This window comes from Arthrobacter sp. MYb213 (genome assembly GCF_002979915.1).
Lineage (GTDB): Bacteria > Actinomycetota > Actinomycetes > Actinomycetales > Micrococcaceae > Glutamicibacter.
Genome location: NZ_PCQA01000004.1, coordinates 1 through 23,190, shown reverse-complemented (window position 1 = coordinate 23,190; position 23,190 = coordinate 1). Strand labels below are relative to the sequence as shown.

The following is a 23,190-nucleotide window of genomic DNA, read 5'->3' as shown; positions in this document are numbered from 1 at the left end:
TGAGCTACTTGGTGCCTAATATGCGTTGTGCATGAGTGTATAAGTTGATGCTTTGCCCGCGAGAGAATCCGGCCAAGGTAAGCCCACATTCATCCGCTAGCTCTACGGCTAAGGAGGAAGGCGCACTGACCGCGCTAAGTACCGGTATTCCCGCCATGGCGGCCTTCTGTACCAATTCGAATGAGGCTCTGCCGGAGACCTGCAAAATGCTCTGCCGAAGAGGTAAATCGTTTGCCCGCAGGGCGGCTCCGATGACCTTGTCCACGGCGTTATGACGTCCCACGTCTTCGCGCAGGATCAACAGCTCCCCTTCGGCATTAAACAGGCCCGCCGCGTGCACTCCACCGGTGGAATCAAAGAGTCGCTGCGCGTCACGCAGTGTGTCCGGCATTTTTAGTAGCGCCTCGAGCTGAACCTGCCCGTCGTCTGGATTCAGCACGTAGTTGGACTTCTTATGCACCTCATCGATCGAGTTCGTCCCGCAAATCCCACAGGCCGAACTTGTCACCACGTTGCGGGCGGCCGACAGATCCGGAACCTGTGCACCGAAGCCCAGCTGCGCTTCAATCACGTTATAGGTCTGGTTGCCGTCCTCGTCAGTTCCTGAGCAGTAGCGCATCGAGGTCAGCTGTTCAGCGCGGGCAATGATTCCTTCGGCATGCAAAAAGCCTGCCACTAGATCAAAGTCATCTCCCGGGGTGCGCATCGAGGTAGTAAAAGCAGTAGAGCCGAACCGGATCTCCAGCGGCTCTTCACCTGCCAGTTTTTCTTCGCGCACGAAGCTACTACCGCCCAACGTGGCGCGGATGATGCGCCGTCGCAATATTTTGCGTCCCATCGCGGTTTTCCTATTCTTGCAAGTGCTCCGAGTCACTTACAAACGTATCCCAGAATCCTAGCGCCGTGGGCACTTGTGACCTTTTTTATTATTCGGCGTCAGGCTGGAATAGATCCTCTATTTGGCACCCAAAGAGCGCACTGAGTTTAAACGCCAGCGGCAGCGAGGGATCGTAGCGTCCCTTCTCCAAGGAAATGATCGTCTGTCGCGAGACCCCCAACGCGTCGGCGAGCGCCTGCTGAGACAGTCCCCGCTCTTTACGGTGATCAGGAAGGGAATTTTTCATTAGCCCTCGGCCCGCTTATTCATTTGGTACCTAATCATGTAATCGCCAAGTGCGAACCACACCAGCCCTGCACAGACCAATGATAGTGGCCAGGAAATCACCACGTCTGCGAAGAGCATTAACATTGCACTCGCGAAGCAGCCGACGCTAAAGAGGATGATCAGGTCACGCCACACTGTCGCTTGAGCACGTGTGCGCCAGCTCTGCTCGATGGTTTGTTCCGGATTTTTCACGGGTTTCGGCAGTGAGCTTCGGTCAACGAAGACGAACCATGCAATAACTGCAGCGACCATCCAGAAGGCTAACGTCAGATTGATCCACCCTGGCCAGAAGCCTTCTTGGAAATCGACCAGCAAGCTGAATACCGCGCTCAACCCGGCGGCGAGAAACAGGCTGGTCCCCAAGACTAGAAGCAGTAATTGTCCAGCCCCACCACCAAAGCGTGAACGTCCTAGTGCGAGGGCACGTGGTTGACGATCCGTACTACTTTGATTCCTATTTGTGTTGCTCATTAGCCCTCGGCCCGCTTGATCAGGAGGTAGCGCACGCCGAAGTCGGCCATCGACAATGCAACCACGCCAGCCAAGACTAAACCGATGGAGGCCTGAACCTCGATAAACGAAAGAACCGCTGCACCCAGACCGCAGACGAGCAAGATGTCTTGAAAGACACCCACCGCAGCCTTGCCATACCACTGGGATTCCACTGAGATCTCCGGGTTTTTGGTAGCCCCACGCAAGGTGGAGCGATCCAGCAGTAAGACCCAGCAAAGACCGAACATTGCAGGCAGCATGATCAGCCCAAAGGCCAAAGCTGCCAGAAGCCTCCGCTGAGGATCGCCCGATGGTCCGAAGTTCCACCAAACCAAGGTCAATGCTGCCGATAGCACCGCACCGGCGAGCAGCGAAACGATGATCAGCATCGCTTGGCTACCGCCAAAGCGTGAGCGTCCCCAGCGGGCTTTGGTTTCTTGTTCCGTGTTCATAACATCCTCCTCGTAATGTAAACCAAACTTTACAGACAAGGGAGCTTTACAGTCAAGCGACCTTTACAAAGAAGTTTAAAAACCAGCGGCGCCGTGCTTTCGCATGGCGCCGCTGGCGGTGATCCCCTCCAGGATCCCCGGAAGACCCCCCTTCCGGTCCGTCTACCGCCCCATCGCAATAGGGGCAGCATCCGAAATCTTTATCCGAAGCGTCCTGAGACGTAATCTTCGGTGGCCTTCTGCTCCGGGTTGGAGAAGATGGCGGCGGTGTCGTTGTACTCGATGAGCTTGCCTGGCTTGCCGGTGCCGGCAATGTTGAAGAACGCGGTCTTATCCGACACGCGCGCGGCTTGCTGCATATTGTGAGTCACGATCACCACGGTGTAGTCACTCTTCAGCTCGTTGATCAAGTCTTCGATAGCCAGTGTGGAGATTGGGTCCAGGGCTGAGCACGGCTCATCCATCAAGATGACGTCCGGCTTCACCGCAATGGTTCGAGCGATGCACAGACGCTGCTGCTGGCCACCGGAAAGACCCGAACCTGGCTTATCCAGGCGGTCCTTGACCTCATTCCACAGGTTTGCACCGCGCAACGACTTCTCCACTAAGGAGTCGGCATCCGAGCGGGAGATCTTTTTACCGTTGAGCTTCACACCGGCCAGCACGTTGTCCTTGATGGACATGGTGGGGAACGGGTTCGGACGTTGGAAAACCATGCCGATTTGGCTACGCACGGTCACCGGGTCAACGCCCGGGCCATACAGGTCATCTCCGTCCAGCAATACTTCACCCTCGACGCGGCCGCCGGGGATCACCTCGTGCATACGGTTCAGCGTGCGCAGGAAGGTGGACTTGCCACAGCCCGAGGGACCGATGAATGCGGTGACTGACTTTGGTTCGATGTTGATCGAGATATCTTCAACGGCGAGGAACTTGGAGTAGTAGACGTTCAGCGCGTTGACGTCGATGCGTTTTGCCATGGTGTATTCCTTGGAAATCTAGTGTGGATAAGTGCCGGAGCCTTTAGGCTCAACGGCCCTTCTTCGGGGCGAACAGCGAAGCGATCAAGCGGGCACCGAGGTTCAGTGCCATCACCATCAGGATCAGCAGCAGGGCCGCAGCCCAAGCACGCTGTACCGACGGGTCAATATTTGTCGGGCTGGTCGGGGTGAGAATTTGGTAGTAAATAAAGGTCGGCAGCGTGGACATCCAGTTTGCGAACACGTTCGTGTTGATCTGGCTTGCGATACCGGCGGTCACCAGAATTGGCGCGGTCTCACCGATCACACGGGCAATCGCCAAGGTGACACCCGAGGCGATACCGGAGATAGCGGTCGGGATCACTACCTTCAAGATGGTGCGCCAGCGGCGCACACCCAAGGCGTAGGCGGCTTCACGCAATTCATTAGGCACAATCTTGAGCATTTCCTCGGTGGAACGCACCACCGTAGGAATCATCAGCACGCTCAACGCGACCGCGGCGACGATACCCATGCGGGCGTTAGGACCAAGGATCAACCCGAAGAAGGCGGCGGCAAACAAACCGGCAACGATCGATGGGATACCCGTCATCACGTCAACGAAGAAGGTGATCGCCTTGGATAGCGGACCGTTCTTACCGTATTCCACCAGATAGATCGCGGTGAGCATGCCCACCGGAACCGAGATGACCGTTGCCCAGAGGGTGATCAGCAACGTGCCCATCAGCGCGTGGTAGGCACCGCCAAGAACGGGGGCTCCATCGGCTACGGTCTGATTATCAACCGCACCGGTCACGCCGTTCATGGAAGTGAACAGGAAGTGACTGCTCATTCCCGGAAGTCCCTTTTCCAGCACCGTGTACAGTACCGAGGCCAGCGGGATCAGGGCCAATAAGAAGGAGCCGTAGATCAGGTAGGTCCACATCGCATTGCGCCCTTGGCGCTTGCCCTCAACCACCGAGGTAATCACGGTAGCGGCGATGACAAAAAGTACCGCAGAGTAAATTGCGAAGGTTGCTACGCTGAACCCGGTCAGCGTGGATAGTGCCGCTCCGATGATAATCGCGCCGGCAGCGGTAGCCGGCACGGCCCAACGTGGAAGCTTGCCCTTGGACAGAGAGTTGCGTTTGCGGCTTGGCGGGGTCGGCGTGGCCGAGTGCTTATTGCTAGTCATGACACTCATCAGTTAGCTCCCGAGAATTCCTTGTGGCGGGCGATGATGCCACGGGCGATCATATTCACGATCAGCGTGATCAAGAACAGCACCAGGCCGGCGGCGATCAGTTCTGCCAGACGCAACCCGAAAGCCTCGGGGAAGTTCAACGCGATTTCCGCGGCGATCGTCTGGTTACCGGATTTGATCAGCGATGGGATCAGGTTGCCGGTGGACAATACCAAAGCCACCGCCATGGTTTCACCCAGTGCGCGGCCCAGCCCCAGCATGACCGCCGAGATAATACCCGGACGCGCGAAGGGGATCACCGACATCGTGATCATTTCCCAGCGCGTAGCGCCCAATGCCAGTGCGGCTTCCTCGTGGAGCTTGGGAGTTTGCAAGAAAATTTCACGGCTCAGCGAGGTGATGATCGGCAAGACCATCACCGCGAGCACAATACCTGCGGTAAACATGGTTTTACCGGTCTGCGAGGCAGGACCGGCGAAGATTGGGATGAAGCCCAGGTTTGCTGCCAACCATTCAAAGATTGGAACCAGTGCCGGGGCGAGCACCATATAACCCCACGCGCCGTAGATCACCGAAGGGATCGCGGCTAGCAGGTCGATCACGTAGCCCAGTGGGCCGGCGACCTTACGTGGAGCAAAGTGCGAAATAAACAGGGCCACACCGATACCAATCGGGGTGGCAATCAGCAGTGCGATCGCCGCAGCGATCACGGTACCGATAACAATCGGCCAGATGTAGGCGAAGAAACCTTCCCCGCCGGAAATGTCGGCCGGGTCGGCGACAAACGTCGGCAGGGCCTGGATGAGCAAGAAGATCGCAACGGCGAACAGCGTGACTAGGATCAGCACACCGGCAGCCAAAGCGGTGCCGGAGAAGATCTTGTCGCCCGCTTGACCCGAGGTCGATGACTTGCTCTTCAAAGCATTAGTCGTCATGGCAGGAGCCTTTACAAGGAGGGGGTTACGACTGCGAGGTCGTGGGGGTGGAGGGGTTTTGCGTGGGCGGATCACTTTAATCCGCCCACGCGGTCATGCTTGGATACTACTTGGCTACGGTGATGCCGTCGATCGACTTGGCAGCCTTCTCGGAAATTGCGGCCGAGATTGGGGCGTTACCGGCAGATTCCTGTGCGGTCTTCTGGCCTGCGTCGGAGATGACGTAGTTGCCGAAGGCCTTGACCAGGTCAACGGTTGCCTGATCCTTGTAGGAGCTGCAGAAGATGTGGTACGAAACCAACACGATTGGGTAGGTGCCAGCCTCGGTGGTGTCACGCTCAAGGTCCAGTGCCAGATCGATCTCGGCTGCGTCCTTGACCGGGGTTGCGGTCTCTAGAGCCTTGGCTGCAGCCTCGGCCGAAATCTTGGTGTATTCCTCGCCAACCTTGACGTTCACGGTGGACAACTTGCCCACTGCGGAGAAGTCAGCGTAGGTGATAGCGCCGTCGGTGGAGGTGGTGGTGGAGACCACGCCGGAGGTGCCCTTAGCGTTTTCCGACTGGATGTCACTTGGCCAGTCACCGGAAACATCGTAGTCCCAGACGTCGCCAGCTGCTGCCTTCAGGTATTCAACGAAGTTCTCGGTGGTGCCGGACTCATCGTTGCGGTGTACCACGGTGATCGCGGTGTCTGGCAGTTCCACATCTGGGTTCTGCTTGGCGATAGCCTCATCGTTCCACTTGGTGATTTCCTTCTTGAACACCTTGGCGATGGTTGCTGCGTCCATGTTGATCTCTTCGACGCCTTCAAGGTTGAAAGCGATCGCGATCGGGGAGACGTAGGCAGGAATGTTGAATGCGCCCTCTGGGCCGCAAACTTCCTTAGCCTTTGTGGCTTCTTCTGGCTTCAGGTAGGCATCCGAACCGGCGAACTGTGCGCCGCCTGCCAAGAATGCTTCGCGGCCAGCGCCGGAACCATCTGGGGAGTACTGCACATTGGCGTCCGCGTTCTCGGCCTTGAAGCCGGTAATCCAGGCTTCCATTGCCGAGTTCTGGCTGGAAGCGCCGACACCGGTTAGCGTGCCGGTGACGCCTGATGCAGCCGAGTTGCTGGCCGACTCCGAGCCAGCGGCTGCGGTTGGGTTATCTGATCCGCAGGCGGTCAGTGCGAGCGCGGCGACGGAAAGAACTGCAGCAGCGCTGCCAAAACGATTGAGCTTCACGAGTATTACTCCCCATTTATAGATGATCTGAGTGGGACCAACAGCGGACATCTGCCACGCTTCGTATACGACGTTAAACGCCGTAGGTAACCAGATCACCCAGCCAAGGTGAACGGAAGGTTAACAACCCACACAATCTCACGTGAGCTCGATCACCTCATTTGTTTTTGGCGTTTTCATCACCAACCGACGCAACATCGCCGACCTAAGGCACCCTCTTGCGGCGTGTCATGGAACACTAGTGATATGTCCCAAGCAGGAATAGCGCACCGCGCGTGGAAGTTTCTGAGCCAACGCAACCGCTCCGGACTGGTGCGCACCCGAAACTCACTACCGCGCATCTCGCGTATGACGCTGGGCGCAATCGGCGCATTCTGGATCGCTTCGGCAATCTGGGGACATACCGACCCAATCTTCGCCGCCACCAGCGCGCTGGTATCTCTAGGCTTCGGATCGGCCACCACCACCCGGCGCACCGCAGAGGTCGCGCTAGGCTGCACACTGGGTGTGGCCTTGGGCGACATGCTGATGCATTGGTGGGGGCAGGGTATTTGGCAGGCAGCCGCGGTGATGTCGCTATCTCTAGTGGTGGCCCGATACCTGGATTCTGGCGCAATTTTCTCAACTCAACTGGGTATGCAATCGGCCCTAGTGGTTTTGTTACCGATTAGTGCCGACGGGCCCTTCGCCCGCTCAATTGACGCGATGACCGGCTCGGTGCTGGCGTTACTCATCGTGATCTTGTGGCCCAGCGACCCGCGACGCACCCCCGTCAGCGGCCTCTCTGACCTACTCAAAGAGTTATCCGAGGTGATGATCGAATGCTCCTGGGCGGTCCGCGACAATGACCACCGCGCAGCATTCCACGCACTGATCAAGGCTCGCGCCACCCAACGCCATCTCGATTCCCTGCCCGGCGCCTTCCGTACCGCCCGTGAAGTCGCCACCCTCTCCCCCACCGGACGCCGACACCGCCATGAGCTCAGCCGGCTATCCTCACGCTTTGAACACTTTGATCGTGCCACCCGTAACTGCCGCGTTTTCGCCCGCCGGCTGGCCTCGGTGCTCAGTAATAGCGCACTGACCGAGCAGGGCGCGCAAAGCCTGGCACCACTGCTGCGTGACGCATCCGAAGCGGTTAATACGATGGCCCATTCGGTGCGCGAACCAACCGTGGCCGGACAAAGAAAATTTGAGAAAGCCGCCCGGCTCCAGCTCGAAGAGGTAGCGGCTCAACTTGACCCGCGCGAACTTGGCGTTGAAGGGTTACAAGGTGAGGGACTGGTCTTGCTGCTTCGCCCGATGGTTGTCGACCTATTGCAGGCGGCCGGCCGAGATCACGAAGAAGCTGTGGGGCCACTGCCTCGCCTGAGCTGAATTGTCCGTTTAGCTAGATAACATTGAGCTATGGCCAAGACCTCCACACGCAGTAAGCCTTCCGCAAGCTACAAATGCGCCGAATGTGGCTGGACAACGGTTAAATGGGTTGGCCGTTGCGGCGAATGCCAGGCTTGGGGTTCGGTCGACGAGGTTGGTGCAGTCACCGCGCGCACCGCACCGGCCGCGAAGGTGGCACATATTGCCCAACCTATTGCGCAAATTGATGGTTCGGCAGCAGCATTTCGCACCAGCGGGGTTTCCGAGCTGGACCGCGTACTCGGTGGCGGACTCGTCCCGGCCGCGGCGATCTTGCTTGCCGGGGAGCCCGGGGTAGGAAAATCCACCCTGCTACTTGACGTAGCTGCCAAGGCGGCGGCAACCGGCCTGCGCGTACTTTATCTGACCGGCGAGGAGTCCGCGGCGCAGGTTAAATCACGTGCCGAACGGATCAACGCGGTCGCAGATAATCTGTACCTAGCCGCGGAAACCGATCTGTCTCTCGCGCTGGGCCAGATTCGTGAAATTGACCCCCAGCTTTTGGTGTTGGACTCCGTACAGACCTTCTCTTCGGCGGAAATCGACGGGTCAGCCGGCGGCGTGTCACAGGTGCGTGAGGTCGCGGCCTCAATCATTAATGCCGCCAAGACCCGGGCAATGACCACCATTATGGTCGGTCACGTAACTAAGGAAGGCTCGGTTGCCGGACCGCGCCTGCTCGAACACCTAGTGGATGTGGTCTGCCAGTTCGACGGCGAGAAACACTCCCGGCTACGCATCCTACGTGCGCTAAAAAACCGTTACGGTGCCACCGATGAGGTGGGCTGCTTTGATTTGAATGAAGATGGCATTCATTCACTGACCGACCCCTCAAAGCTTTTTGTCACCCGCACCCGCAACCCGGTACCAGGTACCTGCATTACCGTGACCTTGGAGGGCCGCCGTCCCTTGGTCGCCGAGGTGCAAACCCTGCTTTCACGCTCCAGTGCACCGGCTCCGCGCCGCGCTACCAGTGGCTTAGATCCGGCGCGCGCGCAAATGGTGCTGGCGGTACTGCAGGCCCGAGCCCGCATGGATCTGTCCGCGATGGACTCTTATATCGCCACCGTGGGTGGGGTAAAAATTACCGAGCCCGCAGCGGATCTCGCCTGCGCCCTAGCCATCGCCTCGTCAATGAACGACTTCCCGCTTCCTCAAGACTTTGTCGCATTCGGCGAGGTGGGGTTGGCCGGTGAGGTGCGTCAGGTGCCAGAAATTTCCCGACGAATTACCGAGGCTGCCCGGCTGGGGTTCTCTTTCGCCATGGCACCTTCTACCCCAGAACCGCTAAAAAATATCCCAGACGGTATTCGCGTTTTTCAGGTCGAATCGATCACCGAGGCGCTAGACGTCGCCTTTACGCAGCGAAAGAATCCAACAGGATAAAATGGTGGTTGCTGCCCGCTGAAAGGACGCACGGTGAAACTGCACCCCACCCCCGCACTGTTAACCACTCTGGCCCGGATCGCACCGGGAACCGAGCTTGCTCAAGGGCTTGAACGCATCCAGCGTGGACGTACCGGAGCGCTAATAGTGCTAGGTCATGATCGGGTAGTTGAATCCATCTGCTCCGGCGGTTTTCGGATAAACACCGAATACACACCCACCCGGATTCGCGAACTAGCGAAGATGGACGGGGCGATTATTCTTGACGCAACGGGAAAACAGGTATTGCAAGCAGGCGTACAGCTCATGCCTGATGCTGCAATTGAAACCCAAGAATCCGGTACCCGGCACCGCACCGCCGAACGTGTGGCAGTACAGACCGGTTTCCCGGTTATCTCGGTCTCCCAATCGATGCATACCATCACGCTATATGCGGCCGGCGAGCGCCACGTGCTGGAAACTAGTGAGCGCCTACTGGCGCGCGGTAATCAGGCGGTAGCCACCCTAGAGCGCTACCGGCACCGGTTGGACCAGGTCACCAGCGCCCTGTCTGCCGCGGAAATTGAAGATGTCGCCACGGTTCGCGAGGTTCTTGCGGTACTGCAACGCACCGAGATGTTGCGCCGAACCAGCGAGGAGATCTCCCGCCATGTCCTAGAACTAGGCGTAGACGGCCGCCTGCTTGCGGCCCAGCACGCGGAACTGCTCGCCGGGGTGCAGGCCGATAATCAGCTGATCCTGCGCGATTATTCAAATGCAGAGGGTGTGGAGCTAGATATTGACGCGGCGCTGAAGAAGCTCGCCGAGATCACCGACGCACAATTGGTCGAGCTGGAAGCGCTCACCAAGATCCTGTTCCCAAATTCGACCGTGAGCCAAGATGACCAGCTCACCCCCAAGGGTTACCGGCTGCTCTCACAGATCCGCACGGTGCCCAAGGCTATCGGTGAGCGACTGGTGGCGGCCTTCGACAATTTGCAGCACCTGATGGCGGCGTCCACCACCTCACTGATGGAAATCGAAGGCGTCGGCGAACAGCGCGCGCGTTCGATCAGGGAAGGTCTAGCCCGGATGGCCGAGTCCTCACTTTTGGACCGGTATATCTAGTCCAGCTGGAAGGTCACCGGCTCCGAATTATTTTCACCTAAGGCTGCCGTGAATTTGTAGGTTCCCGGACGTGGTTTCACGTTGACTGACTTGCAACCCGGGGCCGAGCGCTGCCGGGACCAGGTGAAGCGAGCGGATTCTTTTTGTCCTGGCTTCATTTTCATTGCCACATCTTCACCATCGGTTAGACAGTCGAGGGTGGAAAAGATGCGGTCGTTGCCACTGGTGATCAAGAATTCTTGTTGCGTGGTGCCCACGTTTAATTCGCACTCACGCTCTGAGCTGTTCTCAATACCAAGGATCAACACCGGCTGCTTATCGGTAGGGTACGAACCAGCGTCGGTGCTGGCGGTAATCTTTACCTCATCCGAAGAGCATTTGTCCCCCGTGTCAGGTGTCGCGGACTCATTGGGGCTTGGCGAACTGCTCGGCACCGCCTGTGGTTTATTTTCGGCTGGCGTGCTGGCTCCAAGAATTCCGGCCAAGGCTACGCCGCCCCAAACCAGCAAGCCGACGATTGCTAAAGCGATCACGGCCACGGCAATGCGCCGGCGGCGATAGACGCTGGCCGCTGATTTTCCCCCCGATGCATTACTCATGACTTAAGGCTAGTTCATTGCTGAGCCTCAGCCCGGTAATGCGGGCCGATTCCACACCGTGAATCGGCTCGCTTAGAGTGGATATGTGCAAGAAATCCACCAACAAATTAATCACTGGTACCAGCTCAATGCCCGCGACCTCCCGTGGCGTCGTCCTGGCGTCAGCGGCTGGGCCGTGATGGTCAGCGAATTCATGCTGCAGCAAACCCCGGTGGTGCGCGTACTACCGGTCTGGGAGCAGTGGATGCACCGCTGGCCACGGCCGCAAGATCTGGCCGCCGAGCCCTTGTCCGAGGCGTTAAAAGCCTGGGGCCGTTTAGGCTACCCGCGCCGCGCCATGCGTTTGCATGCGGCCGCCATTGAAATCACCACCCAGTACAACGGTGAAGTTCCCGAAACCGAACAGCAGCTGCGCGCACTTCCGGGGGTGGGCGAGTATACCGCTGCCGCCATTGCCTGTTTCGCCTATGGACAACGCACAGTAGTAGTTGATACCAACATCCGCCGGGTGCACGCCCGGTTATTTGGTGCAATGGCCCTACCCGAACCAAATCCGCGGGCCAGCGAGTTCGCCCGCGCCAAACAGGTGCAGCCCGAAGAGCACTCAAGCGCTAACCTGTGGAATATTTCGGTAATGGAGCTCGGCGCGCTGATTTGCACGGCACGCTCACCAAAATGCGATGCCTGCCCGGTCTATGAACACTGCGCGTGGATTAAAGCCGGACAACCCGCGCCGCATTACGCGCCCAAGGGGCAAGCGTGGAAGGGCACCGACCGCCAAGTTCGTGGGGCGATGATGGCAATCTTGCGGGCCCATGAAGAACCCGTACACCGCGAAACTTTCCTGACGGATTTAGCGCTTCAAAACCACAGCGACTTTGTAGCCCTGCACAAGCTTGATGCTCCGCTTGAGCAACGTGAACGCGCACTGGCCGGGCTGCTGAGCGACGGATTAGCGCTTGCCGAAGAATCAGGCATCCGACTACCAAGTTAAGCAACGCGCGCCAGTTATCGTATTTGGGGCACTACCGTCCTATGCTATGGCTATGAATGCAAGCGCAGACGCGGCTAACGCCGCCCGCAGGGCAGCCGATCACCCCTGGTTTGAGCGATTGGCCAGATTCGGTTACGTGGCCAATGGAATATTGCACGGCGTCTTAGGCGCGTTGGCCTTGGTGCTCGCCACCGGTGGATCCGCACAAGCAGATCAAAGCGGTGCCATCCAGGCTCTCGCGTCTCAACCATTTGGTGAAGTGTTGTTATGGGTCTGTGCCGCCGGATCCCTGCTCTTGGGTTTGTGGAATATTTCTCAGGCATTCCTCCACAGCGACAAGCTCCGTACGCGCATAAAATTTGTGTCCACCGGGTTAGTTTTTCTGCTTACCGGCGGCGCCTTTGGCCGTTATGCTATCGGCAGTGGCAGCGATTCAACGAAGACAGCTACAAGCCTCAGCGGTGAGCTGATGGGGCATCCGGCCGGGCAGATCGCATTGATTATTTTTGGCGCCACGGTGATCGGCATAGGCGGGTTTTTCGTCTTCCGCGGCGTGACCCGCAGGTTCCTAAAAGACCTAAAAACCACTGGTGGCACCGCAATCTCCCCCGCAGTCAAAATCACCGGAACAGTCGGCTACATCGCCAAGGGCCTGGTGCTTGGGGCTCTTGGCTTACTGTTTATTGTCGCCACAATTCAGCATGACCCAGAAGAAGCAACGGGAATTGATGGGGCGCTCAAAGCCATTCGAGACCAAAGCTTTGGTTCTGTCGCGCTAGCGGCCATCGGTGTTGGACTGCTGGCCTACGCGGTATATCTACTTTTCCGTGCACGCTACGATTCGATGGACTAGAAGGTCAAGATCATTCGGGTATTGCCCAAGGTATTTGGCTTCACCCGCGCGAGGTCCAGGAATTCTGCCACGCCCTCATCGCGCGAGTGCAGCAGTTCCTGATACACCTCTTGGTCGACCGCGGATTGATCGGCCATCACGGTGAACCCATGACGTTCAAAAAATTCCACTTCGAAGGTCAGGCAGAATACCCGGGATACTCCGACTTCTTTGGCTCTGCGCAGTAATTCTTCAATCAGCACATGCCCAACACCCTGACCGCGGTATTTGGTGCTGGAGGCCAGCGTGCGGATCTCTGCGATATCTTCCCAGATCACGTGCAGTCCACCACAGCCGACTACTTCGCCACCGCTAGCGTCTTCGGCGATGACGAACTCTTGTATGGACTCGTAGTAGGTTACCGCTTCCTTATCCAGCAAGATTCGGTCTACCGCGAGCGGGCGCACAAGGTCCCTAATTTTCGCGACATCGCTGGTACGGGCTGAACGGACGGTAAAAGTATTCACCTGCCACATACTATTCCCGTAACCAAGCCCACCCAAGCGCTGAAGTCTTTTTTGTGACATATCAGCCAAGCAATATGCAACACTAAGGACGGACAACCACAAATCAGGGAGCACGATGCAACAGCATATGGCCAAACCCGGAGCCGGCTTGCTGCTGGTGCTCCTGGCCTCAGTGGGTATCGCCCCGTTGTTTACCTACGGGCTCAGTGCCACCAGCGACCTGGTTATTTCGGACCTGCAAATCAGCGAGACGCAGTTCGGTTTACTTGCCACCGTATGTTTCGGTTGCGCGGCTATAGGTAACGCCGCCTTTAGTAAGTTTGCGGATCGGCGTACCGACGCCAGCTTATTCATCATCGTCTTTGGACTATCGGCTGCCGCACTTGCCTTGGCTGCTATTCCCAGCGGCTACGCGTTGCTTCTCGTGGCCGCGATGTTCGCTGGCTTCGCGCAGTCCTTCCCCAACGGGGTAACCAATCGAGTGTTGGTCCAACGCGTGCCAGGGGCACAACGCATCACGTGGACGGGTGTCAAGCAATCTGGTGTGCAGGTAAGCCAGCTGGTGGGCAGTCTCGGATTCCCGTTGCTGGCCGCCTGGATTGGCTGGCGCGGAGCTTCACTGGTCGGAGCGCTGCTTGCCGCGGTACTCGGGGTGCTGACGGTCAGGCTGATCAACGCCACCGCCCTACTTCCGGTCCCGGCGAGCAAGCCACGGAAAAATACGGCAACCACCACCGGCCCTTCCACCCGTTTTATCGTTATCACGTTGACCGCTTTTGGCTTCATTAACGGTATGGGGGTGCAGGCAACCAACGTGTACCTTCCCTTGTTTGCGGTGCGCGAATTGCACTTTTCATTGCTTTTAGGCGGTCTGACCGCTGCCGTGGCAGGAGCCTTCGGCGTGGCCGCACGTATCGGCTGGGGAGCACTGATGTCTAAAGGAGTCTCTGCACCCAAACTGTTGCTCACCTTAGCCCTGTTAGCCACCAGTGGTGCGTTGACCTTTTGGCAAGCCCAGGTACAGCATTCTGCGCCTCTGTTATGGATTGCTGTGCTCTTACATGGTGCTGCGGCCCTTGGAGTTTCGGTGGTGTTGATGGCCGCGTTGTTACGCGCGGTTCCAGCAGCTTCGCTAGGTAGTTCCACCGGCATTGTCTCGGCCGGGCAGTTTGCCGGGTTTACTTTTGGACCACTGGCTATGGGTGCGTTAATCTCCTCACCAGGCGGGTTCACTACCGGCTGGCTGGCGGTAACCGGGGTGTACCTGTGCTGTGTGGGTCTCGGCCTGTACTTAGTATTGCGAAAACGCAGCTAATGGATCTGGCCACCTTGGCTCACCTGCGCCGGGCACGAGACCTCATGGATCGGCATTTTGCGGAGCCGTTAGATGTTCCTGCAATGGCGGGGCGTGCACTGATGTCCCCCGCCCATTTTTCTCGGGAGTTTAAGCGCGCTTACGACGAGACACCCTACTCATACCTGTTGACCCGCCGGATCGAACGAGCCATGGTGCTCTTACGCGCCGGAGTTTCGGTAACCGACGCTGCCATGGCTGTCGGGTGGAGTTCGCTTGGTTCCTTTAGCAGCCGATTCACCGAGATAGTTGGTGAGTCCCCTTCGGCTTATGCGGCCCGTGAGCATGTAGCGACCGAGGAGATCCCAGCGTGCATTGCCAAGATCCTGATGCGCCCTCCACGATTTTGAGCAGTTTTGAAGAAGCTCAGAATTTTCCCCGACGCTAGGCTGAGTTCATGACAAATATTAGTGTGCAATATATTCCGGTCACCGTACTTGATGTTGATGAAGCCTTAGTTTTTTACCGCGACGCGTTGGGTCTTGAGGTGGTCTCGGATGTAGCTCACGGCGGGTTCCGCTGGGTATCGCTAGCAATATCTGGGCAGCCCGGTCTGAACTTGGTACTCTCTGCGCCAGGCGCTGGACGCTCTGAGCAAGACGCGGCCGCTCTCGCGGAACTCGTTGCCAAGGGAGCACTAGGTGGCCTGGTGCTTTCCGTCAATGATTTGGACTCGGTGTTCCAAACCGTCAGCGCCAGCGGGGCAGAAGTCTTGCAGGAACCTATCGAGCAACCGTGGGGACCTCGTGATTGTGCCTTCCGCGATCCGTCGGGAAATATGGTCCGCATCAATCAAAGCGCTTAGGAGTATATGAACATGTCGGACACTCAGGGATTCAGCGCGGCAGAAAAAGCCGCAATGAAGGAACGTGCGGCCGAGCTAAAGGCTCCGAAGAAACGCATGAGCAAGGCCGAGAAGCAGCAGGCCGCGCGAGCGGATCTGGAAGCAAAAATCGCTTCCTTTGAAGGAAGCGACAAGGAACTAGCTCAGCGACTGCACCAGCTGATCACCAGCACGGCCCCACAGTTGGAGCCAAAGCTCTGGTACGGGATGCCCGCTTATGCTCTTGATGGCAAGGTTTTGTGCTTCATTCAAGATGCTAAGAAGTTTGAGGCACGCTATCTAACTTTCGGCTTCAATGATGTGGCGCGGCTAGATGAGGGCACCTTGTGGCCAACTTCTTTTGCGATCACCGCGCTGGAAGAAACGCATCTCAAAATGCTCACCGATTTGGTGGCCAAGGCAGTGAAAAACTAGGTTAAAAGCACCGCGGGTGAGGTAGTCGGAAGTTATCCGAATACCTCACCCGTGGTTTTTATTGCCTAGGTTTTAGCTTTCCAACGCAGCTGGTGCCGGTTCGCCTTCCAGCTCACCGGTTCCACCTTCTGCGTGGAAGACAAACTTGCGTGTCTCCGCTTCGCCTTCGACGTCAACGGTGATCTTCTGCCCTGGGACGATCTGCCCGAAGAGGATCTTCTCAGAGAGCTGATCTTCAATATCGCGCTGGATCGTGCGACGCAATGGACGAGCACCCATGGCTGGATCGTAGCCACGCTCGGCCAATAGCTTGCGTGCGGCCGGAGTCAGCTCGATGGTCATACCGCGATCATCTAGTCGCTTGGCCAGACGTCCGACGAACAGATCAACGATCTCTTCGATCTCGTCCTGGTCCAGCTGTGGGAAGACCACGATGTCATCAACGCGGTTCAAGAATTCCGGACGGAAATGCTGACGCAGTTCTTCCTGAACCTTTGCCTGCATCCGCTCGTACCCGGTACGAGTATCGGCCGATGCCTGGAAACCTGTCATGACACCCTTGGAGATATCTCGGGTACCAAGGTTGGTGGTCATGATGATGATGGTGTTCTTGAAGTCGACCACGCGACCCTGCGAGTCGGTCAAACGACCGTCTTCCAAGATCTGCAGCAACGAGTTGAACAGGTCCGAGTGGGCCTTCTCCACCTCGTCAAAGAGCACTACGGCGAATGGACGACGTCGAACCTTCTCGGTCAGCTGTCCGCCTTCTTCGTAACCGACGTAGCCCGGAGGGGCACCGAAGAGTCGCGAAACTGTGTGCTTCTCGGAGTACTCGGACATGTCCAAAGTAATCAGCGCGTCTTCTTCACCGAAGAGGAATTCGGCCAAAGCCTTTGCCAGCTCGGTTTTACCTACACCGGTTGGACCGGCGAAGATGAACGAGCCGCCTGGGCGGTTTGGATCCTTCAGACCTGCACGGGTACGGCGGATCGCCTGGCTAATCACCTTGATTGCCGAATCCTGGCCGACCACACGCTTGTGCAGCTCGTCTTCCATGTTCATCAGGCGCGTGGACTCTTCCTCGGTCAGCTTCACCACTGGGATACCTGTGGAGTTAGCCAAAACCTCGGCGATGAGTTCCTCGGTGACCTCGGAGATTTCGTCGAGGTCGCCATTGCGCCAGGACTTTTCCTTCTCGTTACGGGCCTCGATGAGCTTGGATTCCTTATCGCGCAGCGATGCGGCACCTTCGAAGTCCTGCGCATCAATCGCAGCTTCCTTCTCCAGTCGCACGGTAGCGATTTCCTCGTCCATTTCCTTCAACGCCGGAGGTGCGGTCATGCGCTGAATGCGCAGTCGAGCACCGGCCTCGTCGATCAAGTCAACGGCCTTATCGGGCAGGAAACGATCCGAGATGTAACGGTGCGCCAGCGTGGCAGCTGCCTGCAGTGCACCGTCGGTGATGGTCACGCGGTGGTGCGCTTCGTAGCGGTCACGCAGGCCACGCAGAATCTGCGTGGTCAGCTCGACCGAAGGCTCCTTGACCTGAATCGGCTGGAAACGACGCTCAAGCGCCGCGTCCTTCTCGATGTTCTTGCGGTACTCATCCAAGGTGGTTGCACCGACGGTCTGCAGCTCGCCACGAGCCAGCATTGGCTTGAGGATCGAGGCAGCGTCGATAGCGCCCTCGGCAGCACCTGCACCCACGAGGGTGTGGATCTCGTCGATGAACAAGATGATGTCTCCGCGGGTACGGATTTCCTTGAGCACCTTCTTCAGGCGTTCTTCGAAGTCACCGCGGTAACGCGAGCCGGCCACCAGTGAACCGAGGTCCAGGGTGTACAGCTGCTTGTCCTTGATGGTTTCCGGGACGTCTCCACGCACGATCGCCTGGGCTAGGCCCTCGACTACCGCGGTCTTACCGACGCCTGGCTCACCAATGAGTACCGGGTTGTTCTTGGTACGACGCGAGAGGACCTGCATAACGCGTTCCATCTCGTGTTCGCGACCGATCACCGGGTCCAGCTTGCCTTCGCGGGCTGCTGCGGTGAGGTTGCGACCGAACTGGTCCAGTACTGCAGATCCCGCAGGGGTTCCCTCGGACTGTCCACCAGAGCTAACACCAGCCGAGGCGGTGTCCTTGCTTCCCTGGTAGCCCGAGAGCAGCTGGATGACCTGCTGGCGCACGCGACCAAGGTCGGCACCCAGCTTCACCAGCACCTGGGCTGCGACGCCCTCGCCTTCGCGGATCAAGCCGAGCAGAATGTGCTCGGTTCCAATGTAGTTATGACCCAACTGCAACGCTTCGCGTAGCGAAAGCTCCAAAACCTTTTTGGCGCGTGGAGTGAAGGGGATATGACCGGAAGGGGCCTGCTGGCCCTTACCGATAATCTCCTGCACCTGCTCACGCACGGCACCCAACGAAATATTCAGCGATTCGAGCGCCTTGGCGGCCACCCCATCACCTTCGTGGATAAGACCGAGCAGCAGGTGCTCGGTGCCGATGTAGTTGTGGTTGAGCATGCGCGCCTCTTCTTGGGCGAGCACGACAACTCGACGGGCACGGTCAGTAAATCTCTCAAACATCTTCGGCACACTCCTTGCTTACCAATAGTTCGATGCTACGCACCAGACGGCCACAATGCGCCCTTGTTCGCCATAGGGATAACCGGAAGACGTAGATTTCCCCATAATTGAATGGCAGGCCAATATTTGGTGCGCTAATTAGTTCATTAAATTTCAGACTTATTTCAACAAGCATGTACATTCATTGGTACACCAAACAAATGGACCGTGATTTACCCGTTATACAAGCAAGGGGCCGAAGTATCTTTCGATACTTCGGCCCCTTGTAGAGACTTATTGAACACCCAGTAAATTACTTGGCGCGACCTCGGCCACCCTTACGCATTGCTGCGTTGTAGGCATCCACAACATCAGCATTCAAACGCCCGCGAGCGTTGACCTTGATGTTGTTTTCTTTAGCCCATGCGCGAATTGCAGGGGCTTCACTCGTGCTGCTCTGCTTGGCTGAACGTGCAGCATCGATATATGGCTCTAAGGCCGCACGGAATTCGTCGGCGTGCTCCGCATTCAAATCCATTTCGAAGTGCTGACCAGCAACACTAAACGAAATGGACTCAACGGCTTCGCTACCATCAATGTCGTCAATCAGGGCAATCTGAACCTGACGTGCCATTATTCTATTTCCTCCATGCGTGGATTTGCTGAACTAAGCTCCAAAGAACTCAATGTTCATTGCAGAAATCAAGTATAGTCAAATTTCGCAATAAATCCGAACGCAACAAAGAATTAAGAGGGAATTACTAGACTTATCTTATTTCCCAGGCGTTCCAGATTCTGAATTACCACGATCGATGAATTTTGCCTCGGCTTCAGCCTGAGCCTTACGTTCATTTCTATCAGCGTTTGTAATCGCTTTCATCGCGTACCAAAAAATGAGCGCCAAAGCGATAGTCGGAACAATAGCCTCTACATATGGCATGGGCTTTAGGCCTCCGGCTTGAGCAGTGGGAACAAAATAGTTTCGCGAATACCTAGATCGGTAAAGAGCATCACAAGGCGGTCAATGCCCAAGCCGATACCACCCATTGGTGGGGCGCCATATTCCAGTGCACGCAGGAAGTCTTCATCAAGCTGCATCGCTTCGGTGTCTCCGCCGGCAGCCATCAGCGACTGTTCGGTGAGGCGTTCGCGCTGGATAACCGGGTCAATGAGCTCGGAGAAGGCGGTACCACGCTCCATGCCACCGATAATCAGGTCCCAGGCTTCGATCACTCCAGGCTTCGAGCGGTGCGGACGAGCCAGTGGCTGTGCCAGCGGCGGGTAATCACACACGAAGGTTGGGTCGATCAAGTTTGGCTCGACGATCTCACCGAAGAGTTCAATAACCAGTTTCTGCGCGCTCCACGACGGATCAATCTTAACTTCGTGTTTTGCGGCGACTTCGCGTAGTACCGAGGCATCCGTCTCCGGGGTGATTTCCACACCCACGGCTTCCGAGAGTCCCGGGTAGACGCTCAACCAGCGCCACTCACCATCAAGATTGATGGTTCCCTTGGCGGTCTCCAAGGTTCGGCCAGCACCGATGGCGTCCGCCGCGTTGAGGATGATCTCCTGCATGCGCTGCGCCATTACGTACTGATCTGCATAGGCTTCATAGCATTCGAGCATGGTGAACTCTGGCGAGTGCGTGGAGTCCACGCCCTCGTTACGGAAGATTCGGCCAATTTCGAAAACTCGATCCACGCCGCCAACCACAGCGCGCTTCAGGTATAGCTCAAGCGCGATGCGCATGGTCATTTCCTGATCGAAGGCGTTCAGGTGGGTTTTGAACGGGCGGGCCGAGGCGCCACCGTGCACCAGCTGCAACATCGGGGTTTCCACCTCGACGTACTCGTGGTTCTCTAGGGTGTTGCGCACGGCGCGGATGATCGCTGCACGCTTGTAAACCATCTCGCGGGCTTCGTTACGCACGATCAGATCTGCGTAACGCTGACGCACACGCGTTTCTTCGTTCAGGTCTGCGTGCAGCACTGGAAGCGGGCGTAAGGCCTTGGAAGCCATTTCAAACCCCTCGGCCATGACCGAAAGCTCGCCGCGGCGCGAGGAAATAACCTCACCGGTGATAAATACGTGGTCCCCGAGGTCTACCAGGGACTTCCACTGAGCTAAGCGCTCCTCGCCGACATTGGCCAGCGAGAGCATTACCTGCAGACGTGTTCCGGCGCCCTTTGGGCCGCCTTCCTGCAAGGTGGCGAAGCAAAGCTTGCCGGTATTGCGCATGAAGACGATACGTCCTGCAACGCCGACGCTCTGACCGGTTGCTTGGTCCGGCTCCAGATCTGGGAACAGTTCACGGACCTGCTGCAAAGTATGAGTGCGTGCCACCCCAACCGGGAAGGCTTCCTCGCCGTTTGCCAGCAGGACGTTGCGCTTATCGATGCGGACCTGACGCTGGTCGTTTGGATCGGTGCTATCTACGGAATTATTTTGGGAAGTCACAATAGTCCATTCTACGTGTCATTCATTGCTCTGTGGCCTGATCATGATGCGACTTACATGGTGATCTTTATGCCTTAACGAAAACAAGGTGCCGGGATCGCTCCCTGCACCTTGTTTCGGTACTACCAGATGGTTACGCGGTCAGCCGGGTCTAGCCACATTCCGTCGCCGGGCTTCGTGTCAAATGCCTCGTGGAAGGCTGCCAAGTTTTTTGGCACCTGATTACAGCGGAATTCGCCCGGAGCATGTGGGTCGGTGGTTACCCGGATAACTGCCGTTTCCGGGCGGATCAGCGTACGCCAGCATTCTGCCCAAGCGTAGAAGAAGCGCTGATCACCGGTAACACCGTCGATCACTTCATCTTCTGCGATACCCCGTGCTGTCAGCTCTAACTTGTAGGCCTGGTACGCGATACCTAGCCCGCCAAGGTCGCCAATGTTTTCACCGAGAGTCAGTTGGCCGTTGACCTGGTGATCGGGTGCTTCCGTAGGGCTCAGCGCGTTGTACTGCTCGATGAGCTTTCCGGTGAGCTTTTCAAAGGCAGCTCGGTCTTCTTCGGTCCACCAGTTTGTTAGCTGCCCGGTGCCGTCATACTGCGATCCCTGATCGTCAAAGCCGTGACCGATTTCGTGTCCAATGACCGCGCCGATAGCGCCGAAGTTCGAGGCGATGTCGCGATCTTTGTCGAAGAATGGCAGGCGCAGGATAGCAGCCGGGAAGGCGATCTCGTTAAGCAGTGGGTGGTAGTAGGCGTTGACGGTCTGCGGGTACATGAACCACAGCTCTCGATCCACCCCGTCATCAATCTTCTTTAGCTCACGCTTAAATTCGAATTCGTTGGCCGCTGCAAGATTAGCGATAACGTCCAACGGGTCCGTCGTGATCGATGAGTAGTCGATCCATTCATCGGGGTACCCGATCTTTGGCCGGAACATCGACAGCTTTTCCAACGCCTTCACAATGGTTGCAGCGCCCATCCACGGCAGATTGGAGATGGAAATACGATAGGCCTCAGTGAGTCGCTCAACTAAAGCATCCATCGCGGTCTTAGCTTCTTGCGGGAAGTGCTTGGCTACGTAAAGCTGACCGATATCTTCACCTACACCACCCTCGGTGAACGAAACGCCGCGCTTCCAACGCTCCTTGAGGGTTTCCACTCCTCCCAGCTTCGCTGAGTAGAAGGAGAAGTTTTCGTTAACAAAAGCGCTAGACAGATACGGCGCGAACGACCGCAGGACCTGCACAGTGAGCCAGTTCTTCCAGCTCTCTAGTGGCTCAGTGTTTAGTAGTTCAGACAGTGCCTTGAAGTAGCTTGGTTGCCAGAGGACTACCTCAGCGCTGTACTTCGAACCGATACCCGCGCCCTGCAACCAGGAACGCAGCTCAGGGAACAGAGCAAGAACTTCGTCTTGGTTCATCAAGTTGTAGCGTGCTTGTGCGTCGCGGACCTTAACTCGGTCCCAATGGTGACCGGCAATCTTAGTTTCCAAGTCCACCACTGAGCTCGCCGCGTTCTTCGGAGATTCAATGCCACCGAGTTCCAGCAATCGGCCCAGGTGCTCCTGATAGTCCTCGACCGTCTGGGAGAACTGCTCTTCACGGTAGTAAGACTCATCTGGTAGCCCAAGGCCGGCCTGTAAGAAGGTTAGAAGGTTGCGCTCTGGATTTCCTGCGTCGTTCATCGCACCGGAGGCGAGGAATCCGCTGATGCCCCTGCGGTAGAAAGATCCAGAGAGCTCAATTAGCTGATCTACGGTCGAAAGTTGCGCAATTTCGCGTAGGTACTGCGCGACAGGCTCGGCGCCACGTGCTTCAATCACTTCTTCATTCATGAAGCTGCCGTAGAGCTCTGCAATACGCTTGGTGGGGCCCTCAGTCTGGGTGCCCGACTCGTAGGACTGGACCGCTTCGGTGATGATCGCGTGAACCGCGTCTTCTGCGTCATCACGCAGTTCCATGAATGATCCGTAGAGCCCCTGATCGCTTGGAATCGATGCCGAGTCGAACCACTTGCCGTTCGAGTGGCGATACAGGTCATCCTGAGGGCGGATGGAATCATCGAGATATTTCAGCGCATCAGATGTCAACGAGGGGCTCCCTATATAGCAGATCTAGTAGTATCTACTATTCACTGTAGCTATTAGTTCTTTGCCCTGAACTAGCTGAGCCATATATGCGCCGACGGCTTAAACAGGTGAAGCCCCGAACACCACAGTGTCCAGGGCCTCAAACCATCATCATTACTGACTTTCACTTACTTCAA

24 protein-coding genes are annotated in these 23,190 nt (G+C 57.2%); 9 read left to right on the top strand and 15 right to left on the bottom strand.

Features of this window, described 5'->3' with window-relative positions; genetic code table 11:
• Positions 1 to 4: 4 nt before the first annotated feature.
• The 8 genes from fdhD to pstS form a co-directional block, all read right to left on the bottom strand.
• Positions 5 to 838, bottom strand: coding sequence for a formate dehydrogenase accessory sulfurtransferase FdhD (gene fdhD / locus CQ011_RS10310; protein ID WP_105677659.1), 834 nt, complete (start codon positions 836 to 838; stop codon positions 5 to 7).
• 88 nt (positions 839 to 926) lie between these two features.
• On the bottom strand, positions 927 to 1,124 hold the full coding sequence (locus CQ011_RS10305) for a helix-turn-helix transcriptional regulator (RefSeq protein ID WP_105677658.1): 198 nt from the start codon (positions 1,122 to 1,124) through the stop codon (positions 927 to 929).
• Positions 1,124 to 1,636: a hypothetical protein gene (locus CQ011_RS10300; RefSeq protein ID WP_105677657.1), complete on the bottom strand. Its 513-nt coding sequence runs from the start codon at positions 1,634 to 1,636 to the stop codon at positions 1,124 to 1,126. The genes CQ011_RS10305 and CQ011_RS10300 overlap by 1 nt, the downstream gene beginning before the upstream one ends.
• Positions 1,636 to 2,109, bottom strand: coding sequence for a hypothetical protein (locus CQ011_RS10295; RefSeq protein ID WP_105677656.1), 474 nt, complete (start codon positions 2,107 to 2,109; stop codon positions 1,636 to 1,638). Before CQ011_RS10295 ends, CQ011_RS10300 begins: the two co-directional genes overlap by 1 nt.
• A 200-nt stretch (positions 2,110 to 2,309) precedes the next feature.
• Positions 2,310 to 3,089, bottom strand: a complete 780-nt coding sequence (pstB, locus tag CQ011_RS10290; protein ID WP_105677655.1) for a phosphate ABC transporter ATP-binding protein PstB — start codon at positions 3,087 to 3,089, stop codon at positions 2,310 to 2,312.
• A gap of 49 nt (positions 3,090 to 3,138) precedes the next feature.
• Positions 3,139 to 4,272: a phosphate ABC transporter permease PstA gene (pstA, locus tag CQ011_RS10285; protein ID WP_105677654.1), complete on the bottom strand. Its 1,134-nt coding sequence runs from the start codon at positions 4,270 to 4,272 to the stop codon at positions 3,139 to 3,141.
• Positions 4,272 to 5,207, bottom strand: coding sequence for a phosphate ABC transporter permease subunit PstC (gene pstC / locus CQ011_RS10280; protein ID WP_105677653.1), 936 nt, complete (start codon positions 5,205 to 5,207; stop codon positions 4,272 to 4,274). The genes pstA and pstC overlap by 1 nt, the downstream gene beginning before the upstream one ends.
• Before the next feature lie 106 nt (positions 5,208 to 5,313).
• Positions 5,314 to 6,429, bottom strand: coding sequence for a phosphate ABC transporter substrate-binding protein PstS (gene pstS, locus CQ011_RS10275; RefSeq protein ID WP_105678023.1), 1,116 nt, complete (start codon positions 6,427 to 6,429; stop codon positions 5,314 to 5,316).
• A 246-nt stretch (positions 6,430 to 6,675) separates the two neighbouring features.
• Between pstS and CQ011_RS10270 the strand changes: the two genes are divergently transcribed.
• From CQ011_RS10270 to disA, 3 genes are read left to right on the top strand one after another with little or no spacing between them, the layout of a single operon-like run.
• Entirely contained in the window at positions 6,676 to 7,806 is a 1,131-nt protein-coding gene (locus CQ011_RS10270) for an FUSC family protein (protein ID WP_105677652.1), read from the top strand.
• A 30-nt stretch (positions 7,807 to 7,836) separates the two neighbouring features.
• The gene (gene radA, locus CQ011_RS10265) at positions 7,837 to 9,231 is read left to right on the top strand and encodes a DNA repair protein RadA (protein ID WP_096256833.1); all 1,395 of its coding nucleotides are present in this window, start codon (positions 7,837 to 7,839) and stop codon (positions 9,229 to 9,231) included.
• Between the two features lie 33 nt (positions 9,232 to 9,264).
• Positions 9,265 to 10,338 (top strand): DNA integrity scanning diadenylate cyclase DisA, encoded by a 1,074-nt coding sequence (disA, locus tag CQ011_RS10260; protein WP_096256834.1) that lies wholly within the window; start codon positions 9,265 to 9,267, stop codon positions 10,336 to 10,338.
• Here the strand turns inward: disA and CQ011_RS10255 are convergent.
• Complete coding sequence (locus CQ011_RS10255; protein ID WP_105677651.1) at positions 10,335 to 10,937, bottom strand: hypothetical protein; 603 nt, start codon at positions 10,935 to 10,937, stop codon at positions 10,335 to 10,337. The two genes, disA and CQ011_RS10255, sit on opposite strands and share 4 nt — an antisense overlap.
• 85 nt (positions 10,938 to 11,022) lie before the next feature.
• Between CQ011_RS10255 and CQ011_RS10250 the strand changes: the two genes are divergently transcribed.
• The gene (locus CQ011_RS10250) at positions 11,023 to 11,931 is read left to right on the top strand and encodes an iron-sulfur binding domain-containing protein (protein WP_105677650.1); all 909 of its coding nucleotides are present in this window, start codon (positions 11,023 to 11,025) and stop codon (positions 11,929 to 11,931) included.
• Between the two features lie 52 nt (positions 11,932 to 11,983).
• Entirely contained in the window at positions 11,984 to 12,784 is an 801-nt protein-coding gene (locus tag CQ011_RS10245; protein ID WP_181148080.1) for a DUF1206 domain-containing protein, read from the top strand.
• Here the strand turns inward: CQ011_RS10245 and CQ011_RS10240 are convergent.
• Positions 12,781 to 13,299: an amino-acid N-acetyltransferase gene (locus CQ011_RS10240; RefSeq protein WP_096256838.1), complete on the bottom strand. Its 519-nt coding sequence runs from the start codon at positions 13,297 to 13,299 to the stop codon at positions 12,781 to 12,783. The genes CQ011_RS10245 and CQ011_RS10240 overlap by 4 nt on opposite strands.
• Before the next feature lie 106 nt (positions 13,300 to 13,405).
• On the opposite strand from CQ011_RS10240, the gene CQ011_RS10235 reads away from it, so the two are divergent.
• The 4 genes from CQ011_RS10235 to CQ011_RS10220 are packed head-to-tail and all read left to right on the top strand — an operon-like array spanning position 13,406 to position 15,902.
• Positions 13,406 to 14,605, top strand: coding sequence for an MFS transporter (locus CQ011_RS10235; RefSeq protein ID WP_181148079.1), 1,200 nt, complete (start codon positions 13,406 to 13,408; stop codon positions 14,603 to 14,605).
• Positions 14,605 to 14,994, top strand: coding sequence for a helix-turn-helix transcriptional regulator (locus CQ011_RS10230; protein ID WP_105677648.1), 390 nt, complete (start codon positions 14,605 to 14,607; stop codon positions 14,992 to 14,994). The genes CQ011_RS10235 and CQ011_RS10230 overlap by 1 nt, the downstream gene beginning before the upstream one ends.
• 47 nt (positions 14,995 to 15,041) lie before the next feature.
• Positions 15,042 to 15,449, top strand: a complete 408-nt coding sequence (locus CQ011_RS10225; protein WP_105677647.1) for a VOC family protein — start codon at positions 15,042 to 15,044, stop codon at positions 15,447 to 15,449.
• A gap of 12 nt (positions 15,450 to 15,461) precedes the next feature.
• Positions 15,462 to 15,902: an iron chaperone gene (locus tag CQ011_RS10220; RefSeq protein ID WP_181148078.1), complete on the top strand. Its 441-nt coding sequence runs from the start codon at positions 15,462 to 15,464 to the stop codon at positions 15,900 to 15,902.
• A gap of 72 nt (positions 15,903 to 15,974) precedes the next feature.
• Here CQ011_RS10220 and CQ011_RS10215 read toward each other — a convergent pair whose 3' ends face one another.
• From CQ011_RS10215 to CQ011_RS10200, 5 genes are all read right to left on the bottom strand, one after another.
• A complete protein-coding gene (locus CQ011_RS10215; protein WP_105677645.1) occupies positions 15,975 to 18,488 on the bottom strand; it encodes an ATP-dependent Clp protease ATP-binding subunit in 2,514 nt (837 codons plus the stop codon).
• A gap of 292 nt (positions 18,489 to 18,780) precedes the next feature.
• Positions 18,781 to 19,101 carry a histone-like nucleoid-structuring protein Lsr2 gene (locus CQ011_RS10210; RefSeq protein ID WP_105677644.1) on the bottom strand — a complete coding sequence of 107 codons (321 nt, stop codon included), beginning with the start codon at positions 19,099 to 19,101 and terminating at the stop codon, positions 18,781 to 18,783.
• A 138-nt stretch (positions 19,102 to 19,239) separates the two neighbouring features.
• Positions 19,240 to 19,407 carry a hypothetical protein gene (locus tag CQ011_RS17825; RefSeq protein ID WP_181148077.1) on the bottom strand — a complete coding sequence of 56 codons (168 nt, stop codon included), beginning with the start codon at positions 19,405 to 19,407 and terminating at the stop codon, positions 19,240 to 19,242.
• A gap of 5 nt (positions 19,408 to 19,412) precedes the next feature.
• On the bottom strand, positions 19,413 to 20,927 hold the full coding sequence (gene lysS / locus CQ011_RS10205) for a lysine--tRNA ligase (RefSeq protein ID WP_105677643.1): 1,515 nt from the start codon (positions 20,925 to 20,927) through the stop codon (positions 19,413 to 19,415).
• Between the two features lie 122 nt (positions 20,928 to 21,049).
• Positions 21,050 to 23,014: a M13 family metallopeptidase gene (locus CQ011_RS10200; RefSeq protein WP_181148076.1), complete on the bottom strand. Its 1,965-nt coding sequence runs from the start codon at positions 23,012 to 23,014 to the stop codon at positions 21,050 to 21,052.
• Positions 23,015 to 23,190: the final 176 nt, after the last annotated feature.